Raw genomic sequence first — 17889 nt, forward strand, 5'->3', positions numbered from 1 at the left:
TCCCTTTTTATTTTTTGGCAAGTTCGTTACTTTCTCTCTTTCTTATCCACATTTGAAAGAATGCCGGATTCTTCCAATTTCTTTATTTTTGCAGAGACATCTGATCTTGTTGTCTCTACTTTAGGAATGGGGGGTTCAGTTGCTGAGCGGTTTGAAGCGCGATTTGCAATTGTTGATCCCCCTCTGCCATTTCCTACATCATTGATATTTTCTGCCTTCATTTCTTCGATTAAGACTGATACCTTTGTTTTTGTTTCGATGTGATAACCTCTTTTAATTGCAACATAGGAAAGTGAGATCAGAATGAGGAGTGGTATTGCAAATAAGAGGAATTTAACAGAAGAGCCTTCTGGTTCAGTCTCGACGACTGACAAAGTACCTTCTACACCATCTGAAACTTCAAGTGATGGGGAGGCTTTGCTTGCATCGGATGCAACGTTTCCTTCAGTTAAAGAAGAAGCTTGAGTATCTGTAAGGGCTGTTCCTTTTTGAACAGGTTCGATTATTGCAAATGACGAAAATATTTCTCCGGAAGGTGTAGCTTCATAATAGACATATATTTCATCTTCACCTATTTTTTCGGTAGGCAGAATACCCCATTTATTATTTTTAAATACGCTCATCTTTACTGAAAATTCAGGTACACTGTTCTCTTTAAGCCAAGATCTCTCTACTCTGAAACCAATGGATGAATCAGTGATCCTTTTTTCAAATCCGAAATCTCCTAACCAGATATTGATATTCTTATATACTCTTCCTTCTGGTGGTTTGGAAACGAGACTTGAGGTTGTATTAAGTGATTCAACTATTGCCTTAACATTACCAACGTTCAGATCAGCTGTGACATTGATGTAAGTAATGTCTATCATTTCATTGGTAAATGTGAAGCTTTTTTCCACATCTTTAATGATATGCATGCTTGTAACAGCTTTTTCTAAGATATTCTCATAACTCTCACTGGTGACACTGCTTCCACCTCCGCCACCTCCTCCGCCTGAGCTGCTCGAACTGGTTGTATCGGTAGTAGGTGTTGATACTGTGATGAAGTTTGAAATAGAGGTAAAGTTGTCATATTTAGCATTGCTAACATTCAGAGATACAGTGTAAGTTCCTGCAGCTACATATGTATGGGATGGATGACGATCTGAAGAAGTGTTACCATCCCCGAAGTTCCAGACCCGCTCGGTGGCATTTATAGATCTATCCGTGAAGGATACTTCTAGTGGGTAGCTTCCGGTCATTGGAGTCGCTATAAAGCTGGCGATCGGCTTTGAAAGAGCAATGACTGTTATGAAATTTTCTTTAAGGACATAGTTTGATCCATCATAATTGGACACGTTCAATGAAACGTTGTAAGTGCCTGGAACTGTATATGTATGAACTGGATCAATTTCTGTTGAAGTGTTTCCTTCGCCAAAGTCCCATTCCCATGTAAGTGCGTTGGAAGACAAATCTTCAAATTTCACAGATAGCGGTTCTGTACCCGTAGTTATATTTGATGAAAATGCTGCAACTGGGGGAACACGTGCTACGACAACGATGTAATTGCTCTTAGTGATAGTATCGAAACCATCACTGTTGATTGCTGTCAGACTTACAGAATATTTACCTGGTTCGGCATAAGTGTGCAGAGGATTTTGAGCATTTGAATCATTACCATCACCAAAAATCCATACCCAACTTCCAGCTGCGGTTGATGTGTCAATAAATTGCACATCTAATGGCTGTTTACCTGAAGTTACATTTGATGTGAAATTTACAGTTGGAGGATTTCTAGTAGTTGCTGTATCATTTGTCCATGATAAATTTATATTGCCTACAATGTCCACTGTTTTAGTACTGAACTCATAGGCTGTGTTAGTAGTTAGTCCGGTAACATTATAGAATGTTGTATCCTTTGACACATTAGCTAGGAATCCATTGTTGACATAAATTGTAGTATGATTGAAATCGTTATCTATTGGATTGGTCCATGTCCATGAGATCCATGTGGGTCCTCTGGCAGACTCTGACAGGTTGGTTACACTGGCTGGAGGAAGCGTGTTCATTGTGCTGGCACTACTATTTATCCAGGCAGAATTTATATTTCCAACAGTGTCTACAGTATGAGTACTGATCATATGGTCCGTATTGTCAATTAGTCCTATAGCAGTGTACGCTGTGCCGGTCACATTTTCTTTAAACGCTCCGTCCAGATATACCATCGTGTAGTATGATTCATCATCATGTGGCTTTATCCATGTCCATGTGATCCATGTAGAGCCGTTATTAGATTCTGATAAATTTGTTACACTAGGTGGTGCAATAGTATCGATCGTGAAATTTACCATTGCTGAGCCATTGTTTCCTGCCAGATCCTGTGCTATTACAGTTATGCTGTGATTTCCATCTGGAAGTGTTAGTGACTGATTTCCACTAAATATGCTATTGCCGGTATTGTTTATATTATACCACCATTTTGCAATATCTTCGTCAACAGTAGCATTAAGCCAGATCATCTTAGAAATATAATTATGGTTTTCTTCGGGTATGTCAATGGTGATTGTTGGTGCAATAGTATCGATCGTGAAATTCACCATTGATGAACCATTGTTCCCTGCCAGATCCTGTGCTATTACAGTTATGCTGTGATTTCCATCTGGTAGTGTTAGTGACCGGTTTCCACTAAATATGCTATTGCCGGTATTGTTTATATTATACCACCATTTTGCAATATCTTCGTCAACAGTAGCATTAAGCCAGATCATCTTAGAAATATAATTATGGTTTTCTTCGGGTATGTCAATGGTGATTGTTGGTGTAATAGTATCGATCGTGAAATTTACCATTGATGAACCATTGTTCCCTGCCAGATCCTGTGCTATTATAGTTATGCTGTGATTTCCATCTGGTAGTGTTAGTGACCGGTTTCCACTAAATATGCTATTGCCGGTATTGTTTATATTATACCACCATTTTGCAATATCTTCGTCAACAGTAGCATTAAGCCAGATCATCTTAGAAATATAATTATGGTTTTCTTCGGGTATGTCAATGGTGATTGTTGGTGCAATAGTATCGATCGTGAAATTTACCATTGCTGATGCATTATTCCCTGCCAGATCCTGTGCTATTATAGTTATGCTGTGATTTCCATCTGGTAGTGTTAGTGACCGGTTTCCACTAAATATGCTATTGCCGGTATTGTTTATATTATACCACCATTTTGCAATATCTTCGTCAACAGTAGCATTAAGCCAGATCATCTTAGAAATATAATTATGGTTTTCTTCGGGTATGTCAATGGTGATTGTTGGTGCAATAGTATCGATCGTGAAATTTACCATTGCTGATGCATTATTCCCTGCCAGATCCTGTGCTATTATAGTTATGCTGTGATTTCCATCTGGTAGTGTTAGTGACCGGTTTCCACTAAATATGCTATTGCCGGTATTGTTTATATTATACCACCATTTTGCAATATCTTCGTCAACAGTAGCATTAAGCCAGATCATCTTAGAAATATAATTATGGTTTTCTTCGGGTATGTCAATGGTGATTGTTGGTGTAATAGTATCGATCGTGAAATTTACCATTGATGAATTTTTATTTCCCAGACTGTCATTAGCATAGATGGTTATATTGTGATCTCCATCAGGCAGTGCTGGTAATGTTGTATTTGTTGTGAACGATCTAATCTCTGTTCCATTGATCTTATACCACCAGTTAGCTACTGTTTCGTCACCAGTCACATTGAGTGGAACTTTATGTGTAGTATAATTTGCATTATTTTCTGGCTGATTGACCGTGATAACAGGTGCTGTAGTATCGATATTGAAATTGATCAACATTGATGAATTTTCATTACCCAGACTGTCATTAGCATAGATGGTTATATTGTGATCTCCATCAGGCATTGCTGGTAATGTTGTATTTGTTGTGAACGATCTAATCTCTGTTCCATTGATCTTATACCACCAGTTAGCTACTGTTTCGTCACCAGTAACATTGAGTGGAACTTTATGTGTAGTATAATTTGCATTGTTTTCTGGCTGATTGACCGTGATAACAGGTGCTGTAGTATCGATATTGAAATTGATCAACATTGATGAATTTTCATTACCCAGACTGTCATTAGCATAGATGGTTATATTGTGATCTCCATCAGGCAGTGCTGGTAATGTTGTATTTGTTGTGAACGATCTAATCTCTGTTCCATTGATCTTATACCACCAGTTAGCTACTGTTTCGTCACCAGTAACATTGAGTGGAACTTTATCTGTAGTATAAATTGCATTATTTTCTGGCTGATTGACCGTGATAACAGGTGCTGTAGTATCGATATTGAAATTGATCAACATTGATGAATTTTCATTACCCAGACTGTCATTAGCATAGATGGTTATATTGTGATCTCCATCAGGCATTGCTGGTAATGTTGTATTTGTTGTGAACGATCTAATCTCTGTTCCATTGATCTTATACCACCAGTTAGCTACTGTTTCGTCACCAGTAACATTGAGTGGAACTTTATGTGTAGTATAATTTGCATTGTTTTCTGGCTGATCTACCGTGATAACAGGTGCTGTAGTATCGATATTGAAATTGATCAACATTGATGAATTTTCATTACCCAGACTGTCATTAGCATAGATGGTTATATTGTGATCTCCATCAGGCAGTGCTGGTAATGTTGTATTTGTTGTGAACGATCTAATCTCTGTTCCATTGATCTTATACCACCAGTTAGCTACTGTTTCGTCACCAGTAACATTGAGTGGAACTTTATCTGTAGTATAAATTGCATTGTTTTCTGGCTGATCTACCGTGATAACAGGTGCTGTAATGTCCAGAGCAACAAGAGTGGTCTCAATGGCATTGATCCATGATCCATTTAGATTACCTGCAATATCAACTGTTTTAGTACTGAACCCATATGTTGTGTTGGCAGTAAGTCCTGTCACATTATAGAAATTGGTCGTGTTAGATGTATTTTTTTCAAATACACCATCAATGTAAAGCATTGTATGATTAAAATCAAGGTCAATTGGATTGTTCCATGTCATGTTGATCCATGTAACTCCTCTGTCTGATGTGGTGAGGTTGGTCACACTGGCTGGAGGAAGAGTGTTCATTGTGCTGGCACTATCATTTATCCAGGTCAAATTTATATTTCCGACATTGTCCACAGTATGAGTACTGATAATATGGCCTGTATTGTCGATAAATCCTGTAGCATTGTACGCTGTACCGGTCACATTTGCTTTTAGCACTCCATCCATATAGACCATTGTGTGGCTGAAGTCACTATCAAGTGGGTTACTCCACGTCCAGTTGATCCATGTAGGTCCGGCGGTATATTCTGATAGGTTGGTTATGCTGAAGGGTGCAATTTCATCAGGGGCAACAATTGTATTTGCTGTATCATTTGTCCACGATAAATTGATATTGCCAGTCAGGTCAACTGTTTTAGTACTGAGCTCATATGTTGTGTTAGCAGTAAGTCCTGTTACATTATAGAATTTGGTCGTGTTAGATACATTTGTCCTGAACACATTGTCAAGGTAAAGCATTGTATGATTGAAATCAGGGTCAATTGGATTGTTCCATGCCCAATTTATCCATGTTGTTCCTCTGTCTGATGTAGCAAGATCAGTTACACTGAGTGGTGCAATCTCATCATTACTAAAAGGTCCGGATAAAACAATTGCAAATGGTTGTGGTCCAAGAGGAACGTTTGAACCGGTCACTGTTACTGTGTACCAGCCAGTTGATGGGGATAAGAGTTCTACTTGTTCAACGTTGTTTGTATTATCTCCACCATTCCCTAAATAAGTGCCATAAGGGCCTGAAATACTAAGATCTAAGTCATTGACCAGACTTTTACTTGCAGAGATTGTAGCGGGTTGGTCTGTCCACACCAGAGTTGTTTTAAAAGGGACTGAATTATTGTTCAGGTGATAGCTGGCATTCCAATGATCTGTATAACCAAGACTGATATTATCATGGTACTGCATTGTTCGTGGTGTTGATGGGAAAAGAGATTCTTCAATATTGACACGTCCCCAACCCTGTGCATCACTGGATTTGCCCAGGTCAGCTGCACCATTGATCAATGTTGCTTTCAGTAAGGCAGCAGTTGGATTAATTGATTCATTATCAACGTAATATTGTCTTACAAGAGCTGCGGTTCCGGCCGTTAAAGGAGTTGCCATACTTGTGCCACTGTTGTATGCATAAAAATCATCAACGGTGCCCCACGAATAACTGACATTTGGCATTTTCGATCTTGTGGATACTATATATGTGCCAGGTGCAACAACATCAGGCTTAATTCGATTGTCATCGGTTGGGCCTTTACTACTGAAATAGGCGATATCATCAATATTATCTGATGGTATCCCCTTATCCGGTCTATAATTCTCTGATGCTCCAACGGTCAATGCATTCTTTGCTGTCGCAGCAGGGGTTAATGTATTATTAATACCCCCTTCGTTACCGGCTGCAAAAACGATTAGTAAGTCCGGATTATCCCACATAAAACTATCAATATTTTGTGAACGATCGGTGTAGTTTCCGTACTGACTGGGATCTTTGCTACCCCAACTATTGCTGTGTATCCTTGCATTTGTATCGTAAGCTTGTTGAAAAAGTGTATCAAGATTTGTTGGTGTATAAAGCCCACCAGATGTCAGAGTCGGGCCATCATATTGTAATGCCTGAAAAACAAGCCTTGCTTCAGGTGCCATTCCTGCATATAAACCAGAAGATAGATTGCCATTTCCAAGAACGGAACCTGCAACATGTGTACCATGCCCATTATTATCTTCCGCACCAGTATCGTTTAAATATCCCCACCATGCGTATAATCCATCGATCCTTCCCTCAAGATCATCATGCATTGATGCATTATTGAAACCAGTATCGAGACCTGTGTCAGCAACAGCAACTATCTGGCCACTACCGGTCAAACCATGTGTGTTCTGTACAGTTGACACATTAATTATGCTTGCTGCAACATCATTCAAAACAACGGGTTGCACATATCTATCCACCCAGCTTACACCATTAATAGCTGCAATATCATTGATCGAAGAACGGTTTATCCTGACCTTGAGTATGCTTTCACCATTGTCAAGTATTTCTCCGCCAAGAAATCTAACTTCGTTTGAAACATACTCGTTACTTCCGGAATCGAAAAGCATTATTAGAATCTCTTCTTGACCGCTTTGTTCAGAATCAGAAGAAAGGGCAGAACTTATACAGTATGAAGGGGAGTAGGGACCGATCCATTGAACGGAATCTATAGTTTCTACTTCTGCTTTTACTGAAGTGTTCATTCGTACGATAAAAGCATTGTTCGGGACGTAACTGAAAAGAGTAGCTCCTGTCCTGCTCACATCTCTTTTCCACTCTTCAAGAATGTATCCTTTGAACTGAACAATATAGTAGTCTTCCGTTTCATTGGATGATGATTCAATTGAACTGATGCTTGAAGTTGAATGTGAGGACGAAGGTAGTGTATCTGTACTGAATTGTGCATTCTTAAGTAAGATATGATCTCCGCTGGAATGTTCTTGCAAAGATACATCTAGTGCCAATGCTGAAACTGAAAGCATTGCTGTAATTATCGTAACGATTATAATTTTTATGATCATGCCAGACAAATTAACACCACATTTTAGCCTTCGACCTTTGTCACACATATTTGAAGTTTTTCTATATTGATCAAAAATTAGTGTTCTTAACTAATTACTTATATAGTCAATTTCATATATATAACTTACTATAAAAATGTACACAGATGAGTATAATCATAATGATATTTTATATTTTAATTTATATACTTCTTCTTGAATGTATACAGATTGTATTAAGTAATCATAAAATCTCACCTAATTGTATTCATTAAATTTTCTAAAATAAAACCAAAAAGGATATTACATGATAAACACACATGATTAGTTATGAGTGAGGAAGTCAAATGGCAGCATATTTCTGTGGATGAAGCACTTGCACTACTTGAGACCGATAGAGATGGGCTCTCTGCAGAAGAAGCGCAGTTGCGCCTTTCTAAATTTGGTTTCAATGAGGTTGAACTGAAAAAAAAGGAAAGTTCGATCCATCGGTTTGTAAGACAGTTTGCAAGCCCCCTTATTTATGTTCTGCTTATAGCAGCATTTGTCACTTTTTTACTCCGGGAATATGCTGACATGACAGTAATAATCGGAGTGGTACTGGCAAATGCTATCATTGGTTTCATTCAGGAAAGAAAAGCAGAAAATGCCCTTGAATCTCTTGCAAAAATGTTGGTCCCTGAGACAAGCATATTAAGGGATGGGCAGAGACTTATCGTGGCCAGCAGGGAACTTGTAGTAGGTGATATTGTTTTATTGGAAACTGGAGGCAGGGTCCCTGCTGATCTCCGACTCATATACAAAAAAAATCTTCGTATCGATGAATCAATGCTTACCGGAGAATCCATCGCTGTTGAGAAAAATACAGATGTTATTGAAGCCAGGAACGTTCCAATCGCTGAACAAAAAAATATTGCTTTTGCAGGCACACTTGTAACTAAGGGAAATGGTATAGGTGTAGTAGTGGCAACAGCTGCCAACAGCGAGATCGGAAAGATCTCAGAGTTGATAAAAAAGACAAAAAAGCTTTCCACGCCTCTTGTCAGAACGATCGATCATATGGGGAAGACACTTGCTTTCGTCATTGTCTTGGTTGCAATGTTGACATTTGCAATTGGTAAACTTCGGGGACTTGATGACCTTGATCTTTTCTTTGCTTCTGTAAGTCTGGCGGTTGCAGCAATTCCAGAAGGATTGCCCGCACTCATTACGATCACACTTGCTATCGGAATAAAGAAAATGGCAAGCCGGAATGCGATTATTCGGACAATGCCGGCGGTCGAAAGTCTTGGATCTGCAACGGTGATCTGTTCGGATAAAACGGGCACACTTACTCAAAATGAAATGACAGTCCGGAAGATATACACGGATGAAGGTATGTTCACTGTTACAGGTCAGGGGTATGATCCAAAGGGGGATATTGAACTTAATGGTAAGAAAATAGATCCCTTTGATCATCGGGCCTTGCTTGAAACGTTAAAAGCAGGTGCACTTTGTAATGATGCTTACCTGCGTGAAGAGGGAGGCATTGATGGTGATCCCACTGAAGGGGCGCTTCTGGTTTCAGCTGCAAAAGCTGGCAATTTCTACATTACCAGGGTAGATGAAGTTCCGTTCGAATCAGAAAAAAGATTTATGGCAACACTTCATCAGGACGATGCTGGCAATTCGTGGGTATATGCAAAAGGCTCTCCCGAGATAATTTCAAAACTTTCCAGCATGCAATTCAATGGAAAGGATTTTTCAAGAATGGAACCTGAAAAGGTACTTCTTGTTGCCGAAGATATGGCATCTGAAGGGCTAAGGGTCATTGCAACTGCATACAGGAAGCTCGAAAGAGGGAAAACGGAAATTGAAGAAACTGATGTCGATGAACTTATCTTCCTCGGATTGCAGGGTATGATCGACCCTCCAAGAGAGGATGTGAAAAAATCGATCTTCAAATGTAATAATGCAGGCATAAGAGTGATTATGATCACAGGTGATCATATAAAAACTGCTCACACCATTGCAAGACAGCTTGGGATACGGACTGAAGGGGCATTGGCAGGTAGTGATATTGGATCAATGACCGATGAAGAACTGATAGAAGCATTAAGATCAGTTTCTGTTTTTGCGAGAACATCTCCCGAAGATAAATCCCGGATAGTCGGTCTATTAAAACAGGAAGGCGAAGTTGTTGCAGTTACAGGAGATGGTATCAACGATGCACCGGCACTTGAGAATGCAGATATCGGTATTGCAATGGGACGATCTGGTACCGAAGTCGCAAAAGATGCAGCTGACATGGTTCTTGCTGATGATAATTTTTCATCCATCGTGAATGCAGTAGAAGAAGGCAGGGACGTCTATAGCAAGATACAAAAGGTGATTCTCTGGACATTACCTACTAATGCTGCAGAAGGATTGGCGATCTTAGCTGCTGTCCTACTGGGATTTGCAGCTCTGCCACTTTTACCATTACACATCCTTTGGATAAATACTGTAACAGCATTGGGTCTTGGAGTGCCTATGACGGTCGAGCCGATGGAGAAAGGACTTCTGAATAGGCCCCCAAGACCACAAAATGAGCCACTCCTTCTTCCAGTTATTAAACGAAGGATAATCACCGTTGCATTACTAATGGTCACTGCCACTTTCCTGCTATATCTCTTCAATATCAATAATGGTATGGATGTCAGTACATCGCAGACAATAGCCTTGAATACTATCGTATTTTTCGAGATATTCTATCTTTTCAACTGTAAATCGATCAATGAGAATGTCATTGGACAACTGTTCTCAAATAAATATATGCTTCTTGGCATATCTGTTGTGATCGGGTTGCAGATGTTCATCACTTACAATCCTGCAATGAACGTAATAATGAGGACAAGCCCTATTCGATTGGTCGATTGGGTTGTTATAATACTAACTACAAGTTCGATTTTTGTTTTAATTGAATTTGAAAAGTTCATAACGAAAAAGAGGAGCAAGAAACATATCAATAAATAATAAAATACAAGGGGCTTTTGACCCCATTAATCCTCATTAACGCAGTGAATGCATGAAATATTTACTTGCATTTATCCGGTGCTAAATAATGATCATGCTTAAGAATAATTTAATATGCAACATTTTAATTCATATCATACTAGTATTTTTATAAAAAATGAGGCAGGATATAAATCCTGCATTCAATGTAATTATCACTCCTCTTTCCTGCGCTGGAAGATGAATGTAAGGCCAATTATTGCAACTATTGGAAGTGCAACTGTTGGAAATTCAGGGATCTCTTCTGATGTGCATCTATCATAGCCGAATTGATAAATTGTAACATGACCCTGTTCTCCGGTCAGAATTTTGATCGTATGAGCTGTTGGTTCAAGTCCTGTAACTTTGAGATATCTCATCTGCTGCATATCAAGAGGCTTGCCAAGTGCATTAGGTGCCCATGTGTTTCCTTCCCATATAAGTTCACCATCCACATAGATGCTGGCCATTCCATCGTTACGGTCACTTGCAAACTGGACATAAAGGCAGGCTGTGGGCTCTGCAATGCTTACTTCCATCTGGCTGTTACCATTGAGATGTAAAAGAGCAAGTCTTCCATCGTATCCTCTCCAATAGCTGCCAACAAGAGAATTTATTGCAATATCTGCATCATTGTCTGGTTGTAGATAGCCTGGATCGGCATAGATCCAAACATCGGGTTCGCAAACACCATCATTCAGGGGGGGGTATGCAATAGCGGATCCAATTCCTATCATACTGATAACTAAGGCAGTTATCAGTACAAGTTTCATAACATTATTTTTTACCACATTTATCACCATTTGAATTATATTATTATTAATTTAGTTATACTTGAAGTTATTATGTTATGATATATAAACATTATTCAAATATTAATTATGTTATACTAATCATTATGAGCACATAAATGCTAAATCATCGAGGGGTTAATAAAAATAAAAGATGAAAACTCGTTAAATATAATTGAAGATGTGACAAATCTAAAATAGTAGGTAAATATTAAAACCCAAGTTTGACAGTCCTATTTTTTAGCCTTTTATAATTTGACAGTTGTTACTAAGTTAAAAATTTATGTTAATTAATATTATGTAAAAACTATAATTTGTGAGATATTCTTATTTTAGTTACAGATTGGGCAAATATTGATGGAAAATAAGCAAAATGCCACATAAATTAGCATTAATTTTTATAAACTGTCAAATTCGAGTTAAAGGGGATTGAAGTATAGTTAAGTAGCAGAAAATGAGGATGGCATTAAAATTTATTTAATATACCATCTACTCAATAATTCTGAAAAAAGCGAATCACTTTTTCTTTAGTTTTGCAAGTTTCTTCTTTGCAGCAGCATCGCCTGAAGATGCCTTTGCTTCAAGTCCTTCCATTTTCTCTTTTTTCTTGCCACTTTTCCTTGCTATATCCTTCTTAGACATTGCCATAGAAGCTCTTTTTTGAAGCCAATACTATATAAAATGATGCCAGATGATAATTAAAAAGTGTCTAATATTCCGAAACCTTATAAGTAAAAAACTGGCATTATCGAATGTGAACAAATATGCGATCACTACAATTGGTAGAAAACTTGACCTGGGATATCCAAATAACCGTCTGATAATTCAGTTAGCAACTCTTGTAACAATTTCAGCCCTTATATTCGATGTCATTACTAACAAATATATTTCTGCTTCATTTGTCTATGGCATAAAAGCAGGGATCTCAACATTTCTGCTCTGGGCGATCTCAAGGGAAATTGATCCTGACCATGAGGTGGCAGCTTTCATTCCAGTCATATTTTCCCTGCCGCATGTGATCATTTTTGGTTTACACCCTCTGTTTCATTTATTGTGGTTCTTATTGGTACTAAGATTGGTCAACAGATCTACAGGGGTAAAGGCTGGAGTTCTTGATTCGATAGCTATTCTTACCATTGGCGCTTTCCTTACATATCAGGTAAGCTGGGTATTTGGGATGATCTCATCACTCGGTTTTTTTCTTGATGGAAGGCTATCTTCCCCATACAGAGTTCATCGCATACCAGCATTACTATTACTCCTCTATTCTGGTCTTACTCTAATTAATGAAAATATTGATGGTATAATGGATGTATCCCTTTTGAAAATCGTTGCCTTCATGCTGATGATCTTACTTGCTTTTCCGTTGGTAAATAGCAAAACCCCTGTCATTAGTATCGGTGATAGAACAGGAAAAAGGCTGGATGGTCAGAGGGTAAAAGCAACGCAGATACTGGCTGTATTCAGCGTATCTGTATTGATTCTGCTATCTATTTCTGCTAGCGAGCTCTGGCTTCCTATTTGGATCATAGTGATAAGTATCGGTCTTTACAAGGTGATATTCGTAGATAAACAGATACGAACATGAAACATTATAATGTGATGACAACAGCTTAATATGGCATGCAACTGATATAGTAGATATATTATATTTATCAGTATATTATATAATTTGCTTTATTTAGGGTGATGCCATGATAGAACTTCTCAAAGCACTGGCCCTGGGATTTACAATAGGTATCTCAGCTGCACTTATCCCGGGTCCAATGATGTTTGCTACTGCTGGCATCTCACTAAATAAAGGCTGGCGTACAGGTCCGTTCGTCTTCCTTGGCCACTCAATGGTGGAACTAACAGTGATCCTTTTGGTCATTGCAGGAGCATCCTCTTTCATAAGTGATTCCACTATTGGCTACGTATCAATATTGGGTGGTATTGTAATGATCATTTTTGGGCTTGTTCTTCTAAAAAGTGCTAAAAGCGTTTCAAATATCAATATCGCTGAATCTGCCAAAAAATTCAAAGGTTCAGTAGGCCCGGTGTCTGCAGGCATACTGACCACTGCTCTGAATCCTGCATTTATTCTATGGTGGCTCACTGCCGGAAGTGCAATTATATTGCAAGAATATCTCTTAGGTATGTTTGCGATCGTCGCATTCCTTATTGGTCATTGGCTTGCAGATTTCACCTTCCTTTTGACCGTTGCATCATCGACAGTTAAAGGAAAAGACCTTCTCTCTGAAAAAACACATAGAAAGATACTCTATTTTTGCAGTGTTTTCCTCATGATATTCGGTGTATGGTTTGTATCGAACTACAACAACATATCTTCATTTGTGTAAATCCAGATGGGGTAAAAAAGAAAAAAGTCAGATGAAGCTATCCAGTAGCTCATCGACCTTTTTAGGATCTGCCTTGTTCTTTACAAGAGATCCTGAAGAAAGAACGTCCAGATGGTCCTCGAATGTTGGTTTTTCATTTACATAAAAAACACCCAAAGGTATCCTTTCACCCCATTCAAGAGATTTTTCAAACGCTTTAACACGATCTTTGGGTGAATGGTCCTTCTCTTCCATTCTATAGACCCTTTCCGAATACCATTTGAAAGTGTTCAGCTTATTAAAGGAAACACATGGTTGTAGAACATCCACTAAGGAAAAACCTTTGTGCTGTATCGCTTTTTTGATAAGCTCCGTAAGATGTTCTACATCCCCTGCAAATCCCCTGCTCACGAAAGAGCAATCAAGAGAGATTGCGAGTGATAGGGGATTTAAAGGTGTATTGAAGACCCCATGGTTCTGGATCTTTGTCTTCATGCCCAACTCACTGGTGGGAGATGCTTGGCCCTTGGTCAGACCATATATCTGATTGTCATGTACAATGAGGGTAATATCTGGATTTCTCCGTATGTTGTGAACGAAGTGGTTCCCCCCTTCTCCATAACAATCTCCGTCACCGGTTACAGCAAGAACGGTTAATTCATGGTTCGCGACCTTTGCACCAATGGCAGGGGGGAGAGACCTTCCATGAAGGCCGTTGAAAACGTTGCATTTAAGATAATGCGGGAGTTTGCTCGATTGCCCTATGCCTGACGTCAACAAAACCTCGTGCGGTTCTTTCCCAAGCTCTGCAAGAGCACGCTTGATCGCTTTTAAAATCATGAAATTACCGCAACCTGGGCACCATTCGGTCTCGTACTCACCAAAATCTTCCACACTTACCATCTCAGATCACCTTCTTCTGTTCAAGAGCTCGTATTATGTGTTCGGGAGTGTATGGTCTCCCGTCAGATCTCAATACATTCTCATCAATTCGCAATCCGGTCTCACACTCGAAGAGCCTTGCGAACTGTCCTGTTGCATTGTTCTCCACACAAACTATCTTTCCAGCATCAGTCATCATATCTTTTATTGCATCCACTGGCAAAGGATATACGTGGGTAAAATGCAAGTGGTCTACCGAATGTCCTTCACTTGTGAGGATATCCACAACCTCCATAAGAGGGCCGTATGTAGAACCCCAACCGATCAAAGTGATATCGGCTTTCTTATTACCATAAAGCTGTGGAGCTTCCATTTCCTTCTCCAGAAACTTTAGTTTCTTCATTCTCTTCTCGTTCATCAGGATACGGTTATCGATCGTCTGGTCAAGATGACCGGTCTCATTATGTTCATCACTGTCAACAACAACAGTAAATCCTGCCTGACCTGGAATCGCCCGTGGGGATATGCCGGTGGGTGTTAATTCATATCTGTTGTACTCATTCTTGCCTTTAAGTTCATCATCAGCCATCATATGCCTTTCTATCTCTATCTTCGAAGTGTCGAACTTCTTACAGGTGAAAAGAGAATCTGCAAGGTACTGGTCACTCATTACAAATACCGGGATCTGGAACTTCTCTGCGATATTAAACGCTTTTGCCGTCAGATAAAAACAATCATCAGGTGTTCCTGGTGCCAGTATGCATCTCGGGAACTCGCCCTGAGCAGCTGTCAGAACGAACTGGAGATCACCCTGTTCGGTCATTGTAGGCAGACCTGTGGCAGGTCCCGGTCTCTGTGACAGGAATATCACTGCAGGTGTTTCAGTCATCCCTGCAAGGCCCAGTGCTTCGGCCATAAGGCAGAAACCTCCACCTGATGTGGTGGTCATAGCTCTTACACCTGCATATGATGCGCCAAGTATCATATTCAAAGCAGCTATCTCATCTTCTGCCTGTTCTACGACGACATTGAACTCATCGGCCTTTGCAGCTATATAGGTCATAACACCCGTTGAAGGTGTCATGGGATAGGCTGCCAGGAATTGAACGCCTGCTGCAAGAGCACCAAGAGCAACGGCATCATTGCCTGCAATGAGCATCCTCCCATCCTTTTCAAGAGGCTCTTTTACGGCAAAATTAAATGCTGACGGGCAGTTCTTTTTGGCGTGATCATAACCTGCACGTGCTGCCTTGATGTTATTCTCAATTATTTCGTCGCCTTTTTTCTGGAAGGTCGCAGTTAATACGCTTTCGAGATACTCAAAATTAAAGCACATAAGGCCCAGTGCAGCACCGATCGCAACAGAGTTGAAATATATCTTGTTCCCGCAAACATCCTTTGCGATCTTCAGCATTGGAACATGAAAAATAGATTCATTCATCTGTTCTATCTTGATAACATCAGTGTCAACTATTACAACACCATCTGATATCTCTTTCAGGTGCTCGTTGATGGATGCTTCATCAAGAGCTATTAGGATATCGACCTTCTCGGTCATTGCCCTTATAGGTTCATTGCTTATACGTACCTGATATGTATTGTGTCCACCTCTTACTCTTGAAAGATAGAACTGAGTAGTAAAAACGTTGAAACCACTTTTCTTGAAGGTCTTTGCAAGTACCACACCGATGGTCTGTAAACCCTGGCCTGCGGCACCGCCTACTTTTATCACAAGGTCTGTGTTCATATTTTCCCCCTTTGATAATAAGATCGTTTCGATCAGAAACTTCTCTATGCTGTGTTCTCATCAATTTCCCACAATCCGAAGGTGTTCTCTTCGGTATCCATGCAAACTGCAAGATAGCCCCAACCTGGAACAGGCATCTTTGGTTGTTGCACTATCCCTCCGAGCTTTTCAACACGAGTGCAATAGTCTTCAACCGATGCAACTTCGATGAAATTGGTTATTCTTTGTTCAGGACTTCTACGAAGTCCCATGCCTCCGGCAACTCCTTTCTCACCATCGAGGGATTCTGTCTCTATGAAATAGTAGTCCATAGGTCCCGGTACTTTTTCAAATTTCCAATCGAACAGTTCGGTATAGAACTCTTTTGCCCTGTCAATATCGTTTGCGGGTAAGTCCAAATGTGCAATAGCTGGCATAACTCGATCACTCCCAAATTTAATATGACAGTTAATTGATTTAAGGTTTGGGTAGATTAAATCGTATCAATAATAAAATAAAAATGAACTGAAAATATCGACCTATTAATTATCTTTCTTTTATCATTGGAGCTTTAATTATGTAGTTAGTAGATGGGAGATCTGCGATTCCTTTTCTTGTTTTTTGTATTTTTGCCTTTAGTTCTTTCAAAAATGAGCTTTGTAGAAATCCTCATCCAAACTAAAAACACAGTCTTGACAAATCTGTCAAGATTGTGCAATATTACTTTGAACTTCACATCTTGTATTTGATTTCTATATTTTCTCGGCTCTGTAGAAAACCTCATTTGAATCCCAAGTTTGACAGTCAAAATTAATATAAGTGATCTTAGTTTATTTGAATCGTGACAAAACAAACAAAACTAAGAACATACGAAATAGTGCCTAACACCAATATATCCTTTCCGATTGGAACTATCCTGACCGTTGAAAAACTCTATGATGCCCTTGATTTTCTTACTGTCTTTGGTAAACACAAAAAGCATGGCATTGACATCAATAGATTATTGAAAGCTCTTGTGAGCTATAAGCTCACAGATAATTTTAGCATCAAAAAAGCACATGAATGGATAAATAATGATGAGGTGCTTGAACTATTTGATCTTGATCAATTCAGTGAAAGAACTCTTTATCGAGTTCTTGAAACGATTAGTGCAAATCGAGATGAGATCATTTCAGATATCCAGGATAGCCTGTTCAAAAGGTATGATTTCGAACATACCAACATAAATATGGATTGGACCAGTGTTGTTCTTCATGGCGATAAAGCTCCACTTGGTAATCGTGTTAAATCAAAGATTTAACAGGAGTTGCAGATTTCTAATCTGCAACAATATGGTTATAGTCGTGATCATAGACCTGATAAGAAGCAAATAACCATAGGGATCAGCGAACTCGCTGATTCCATTAATCTTCCAATTCACTGTAGAGAAAGGTAACCTGAATGATCAGACTCATTTTAAGAAGACATATCATCAGGTTAACAAGAGACTTCGGAAAGGTTCCCTTGTTGTATTTGACAAGGGTGCAAACAGCATAACAAAT

The 17889-nt window shown here is 39.2% G+C and carries 10 protein-coding genes and 1 pseudogene; 4 read left to right on the forward strand and 7 right to left on the reverse strand.

Going from position 1 to position 17889, the window contains the following annotated elements; translation table 11 throughout:
• Nucleotides 1-26 precede the first annotated feature (26 nt).
• Entirely contained in the window at nt 27-7637 is a 7611-nt protein-coding gene (locus MBUR_RS04550; protein WP_198003798.1) for a PGF-pre-PGF domain-containing protein, read from the reverse strand.
• Between the two features lie 309 nt (nt 7638-7946).
• Between MBUR_RS04550 and MBUR_RS04555 the strand changes: the two genes are divergently transcribed.
• Nucleotides 7947-10610 (forward strand): cation-translocating P-type ATPase, encoded by a 2664-nt coding sequence (locus MBUR_RS04555; protein ID WP_011498987.1) that lies wholly within the window; start codon nt 7947-7949, stop codon nt 10608-10610.
• Nucleotides 10611-10804: 194 nt separating this feature from the next.
• Here the strand turns inward: MBUR_RS04555 and MBUR_RS14345 are convergent, their stop codons facing one another.
• Nucleotides 10805-11419, reverse strand: coding sequence for a PEF-CTERM sorting domain-containing protein (locus MBUR_RS14345; RefSeq protein ID WP_048063245.1), 615 nt, complete (start codon nt 11417-11419; stop codon nt 10805-10807).
• A 516-nt stretch (nt 11420-11935) separates the two neighbouring features.
• Nucleotides 11936-12067: a hypothetical protein gene (locus MBUR_RS14550; protein WP_269479035.1), complete on the reverse strand. Its 132-nt coding sequence runs from the start codon at nt 12065-12067 to the stop codon at nt 11936-11938.
• 106 nt (nt 12068-12173) lie between these two features.
• On the opposite strand from MBUR_RS14550, the gene MBUR_RS04565 reads away from it, so the two are divergent.
• The gene (locus tag MBUR_RS04565) at nt 12174-13007 is read left to right on the forward strand and encodes a hypothetical protein (protein WP_157196647.1); all 834 of its coding nucleotides are present in this window, start codon (nt 12174-12176) and stop codon (nt 13005-13007) included.
• 106 nt (nt 13008-13113) lie between these two features.
• Nucleotides 13114-13761, forward strand: a complete 648-nt coding sequence (locus tag MBUR_RS04570; RefSeq protein WP_011498990.1) for a LysE family transporter — start codon at nt 13114-13116, stop codon at nt 13759-13761.
• 27 nt (nt 13762-13788) lie between these two features.
• On the opposite strand, the gene MBUR_RS04575 is transcribed toward MBUR_RS04570, so the two are convergent.
• From MBUR_RS04575 to MBUR_RS14725, 4 genes and pseudogenes are all read right to left on the reverse strand, one after another.
• Nucleotides 13789-14643, reverse strand: a complete 855-nt coding sequence (locus MBUR_RS04575) for a 2-oxoacid:ferredoxin oxidoreductase subunit beta (protein WP_011498991.1) — start codon at nt 14641-14643, stop codon at nt 13789-13791.
• Between the two features lies 1 nt (nt 14644).
• Nucleotides 14645-16369 carry a 2-oxoacid:acceptor oxidoreductase subunit alpha gene (locus MBUR_RS04580; RefSeq protein ID WP_011498992.1) on the reverse strand — a complete coding sequence of 575 codons (1725 nt, stop codon included), beginning with the start codon at nt 16367-16369 and terminating at the stop codon, nt 14645-14647.
• Nucleotides 16370-16413: 44 nt separating this feature from the next.
• Nucleotides 16414-16785, reverse strand: a complete 372-nt coding sequence (locus MBUR_RS04585) for a VOC family protein (RefSeq protein WP_011498993.1) — start codon at nt 16783-16785, stop codon at nt 16414-16416.
• A gap of 218 nt (nt 16786-17003) precedes the next feature.
• Nucleotides 17004-17114, reverse strand: a pseudogene (locus MBUR_RS14725) (IS5/IS1182 family transposase); the annotation flags it as partial.
• A 75-nt stretch (nt 17115-17189) separates the two neighbouring features.
• On the opposite strand from MBUR_RS14725, the gene MBUR_RS14355 reads away from it, so the two are divergent.
• Nucleotides 17190-17648, forward strand: a complete 459-nt coding sequence (locus MBUR_RS14355; RefSeq protein ID WP_232222068.1) for a hypothetical protein — start codon at nt 17190-17192, stop codon at nt 17646-17648.
• Nucleotides 17649-17889 lie beyond the last annotated feature (241 nt).

Origin of the sequence: Methanococcoides burtonii DSM 6242, assembly GCF_000013725.1 — an archaeon.
Taxonomy (GTDB): Archaea; Halobacteriota; Methanosarcinia; order Methanosarcinales; family Methanosarcinaceae; genus Methanococcoides; species Methanococcoides burtonii.

Bases quoted from the DNA above. Each gene is read 5' to 3' on its own strand.
- MBUR_RS04575 (WP_011498991.1), bottom strand. From the start codon at position 14,643: ATGGTAAGTGTGGAAGATTTTGGTGAGTACGAGACCGAATGGTGCCCA.
- MBUR_RS04580 (WP_011498992.1), bottom strand. From the start codon at position 16,369: ATGAACACAGACCTTGTGATAAAAGTAGGCGGTGCCGCAGGCCAGGGT.
- MBUR_RS04585 (WP_011498993.1), bottom strand. From the start codon at position 16,785: ATGCCAGCTATTGCACATTTGGACTTACCCGCAAACGATATTGACAGG.
- MBUR_RS14550 (WP_269479035.1), bottom strand. From the start codon at position 12,067: ATGGCAATGTCTAAGAAGGATATAGCAAGGAAAAGTGGCAAGAAAAAA.
- MBUR_RS04570 (WP_011498990.1), top strand. From the start codon at position 13,114: ATGATAGAACTTCTCAAAGCACTGGCCCTGGGATTTACAATAGGTATC.
- MBUR_RS04550 (WP_198003798.1), bottom strand. From the start codon at position 7,637: ATGATCATAAAAATTATAATCGTTACGATAATTACAGCAATGCTTTCA.
- MBUR_RS04555 (WP_011498987.1), top strand. From the start codon at position 7,947: ATGAGTGAGGAAGTCAAATGGCAGCATATTTCTGTGGATGAAGCACTT.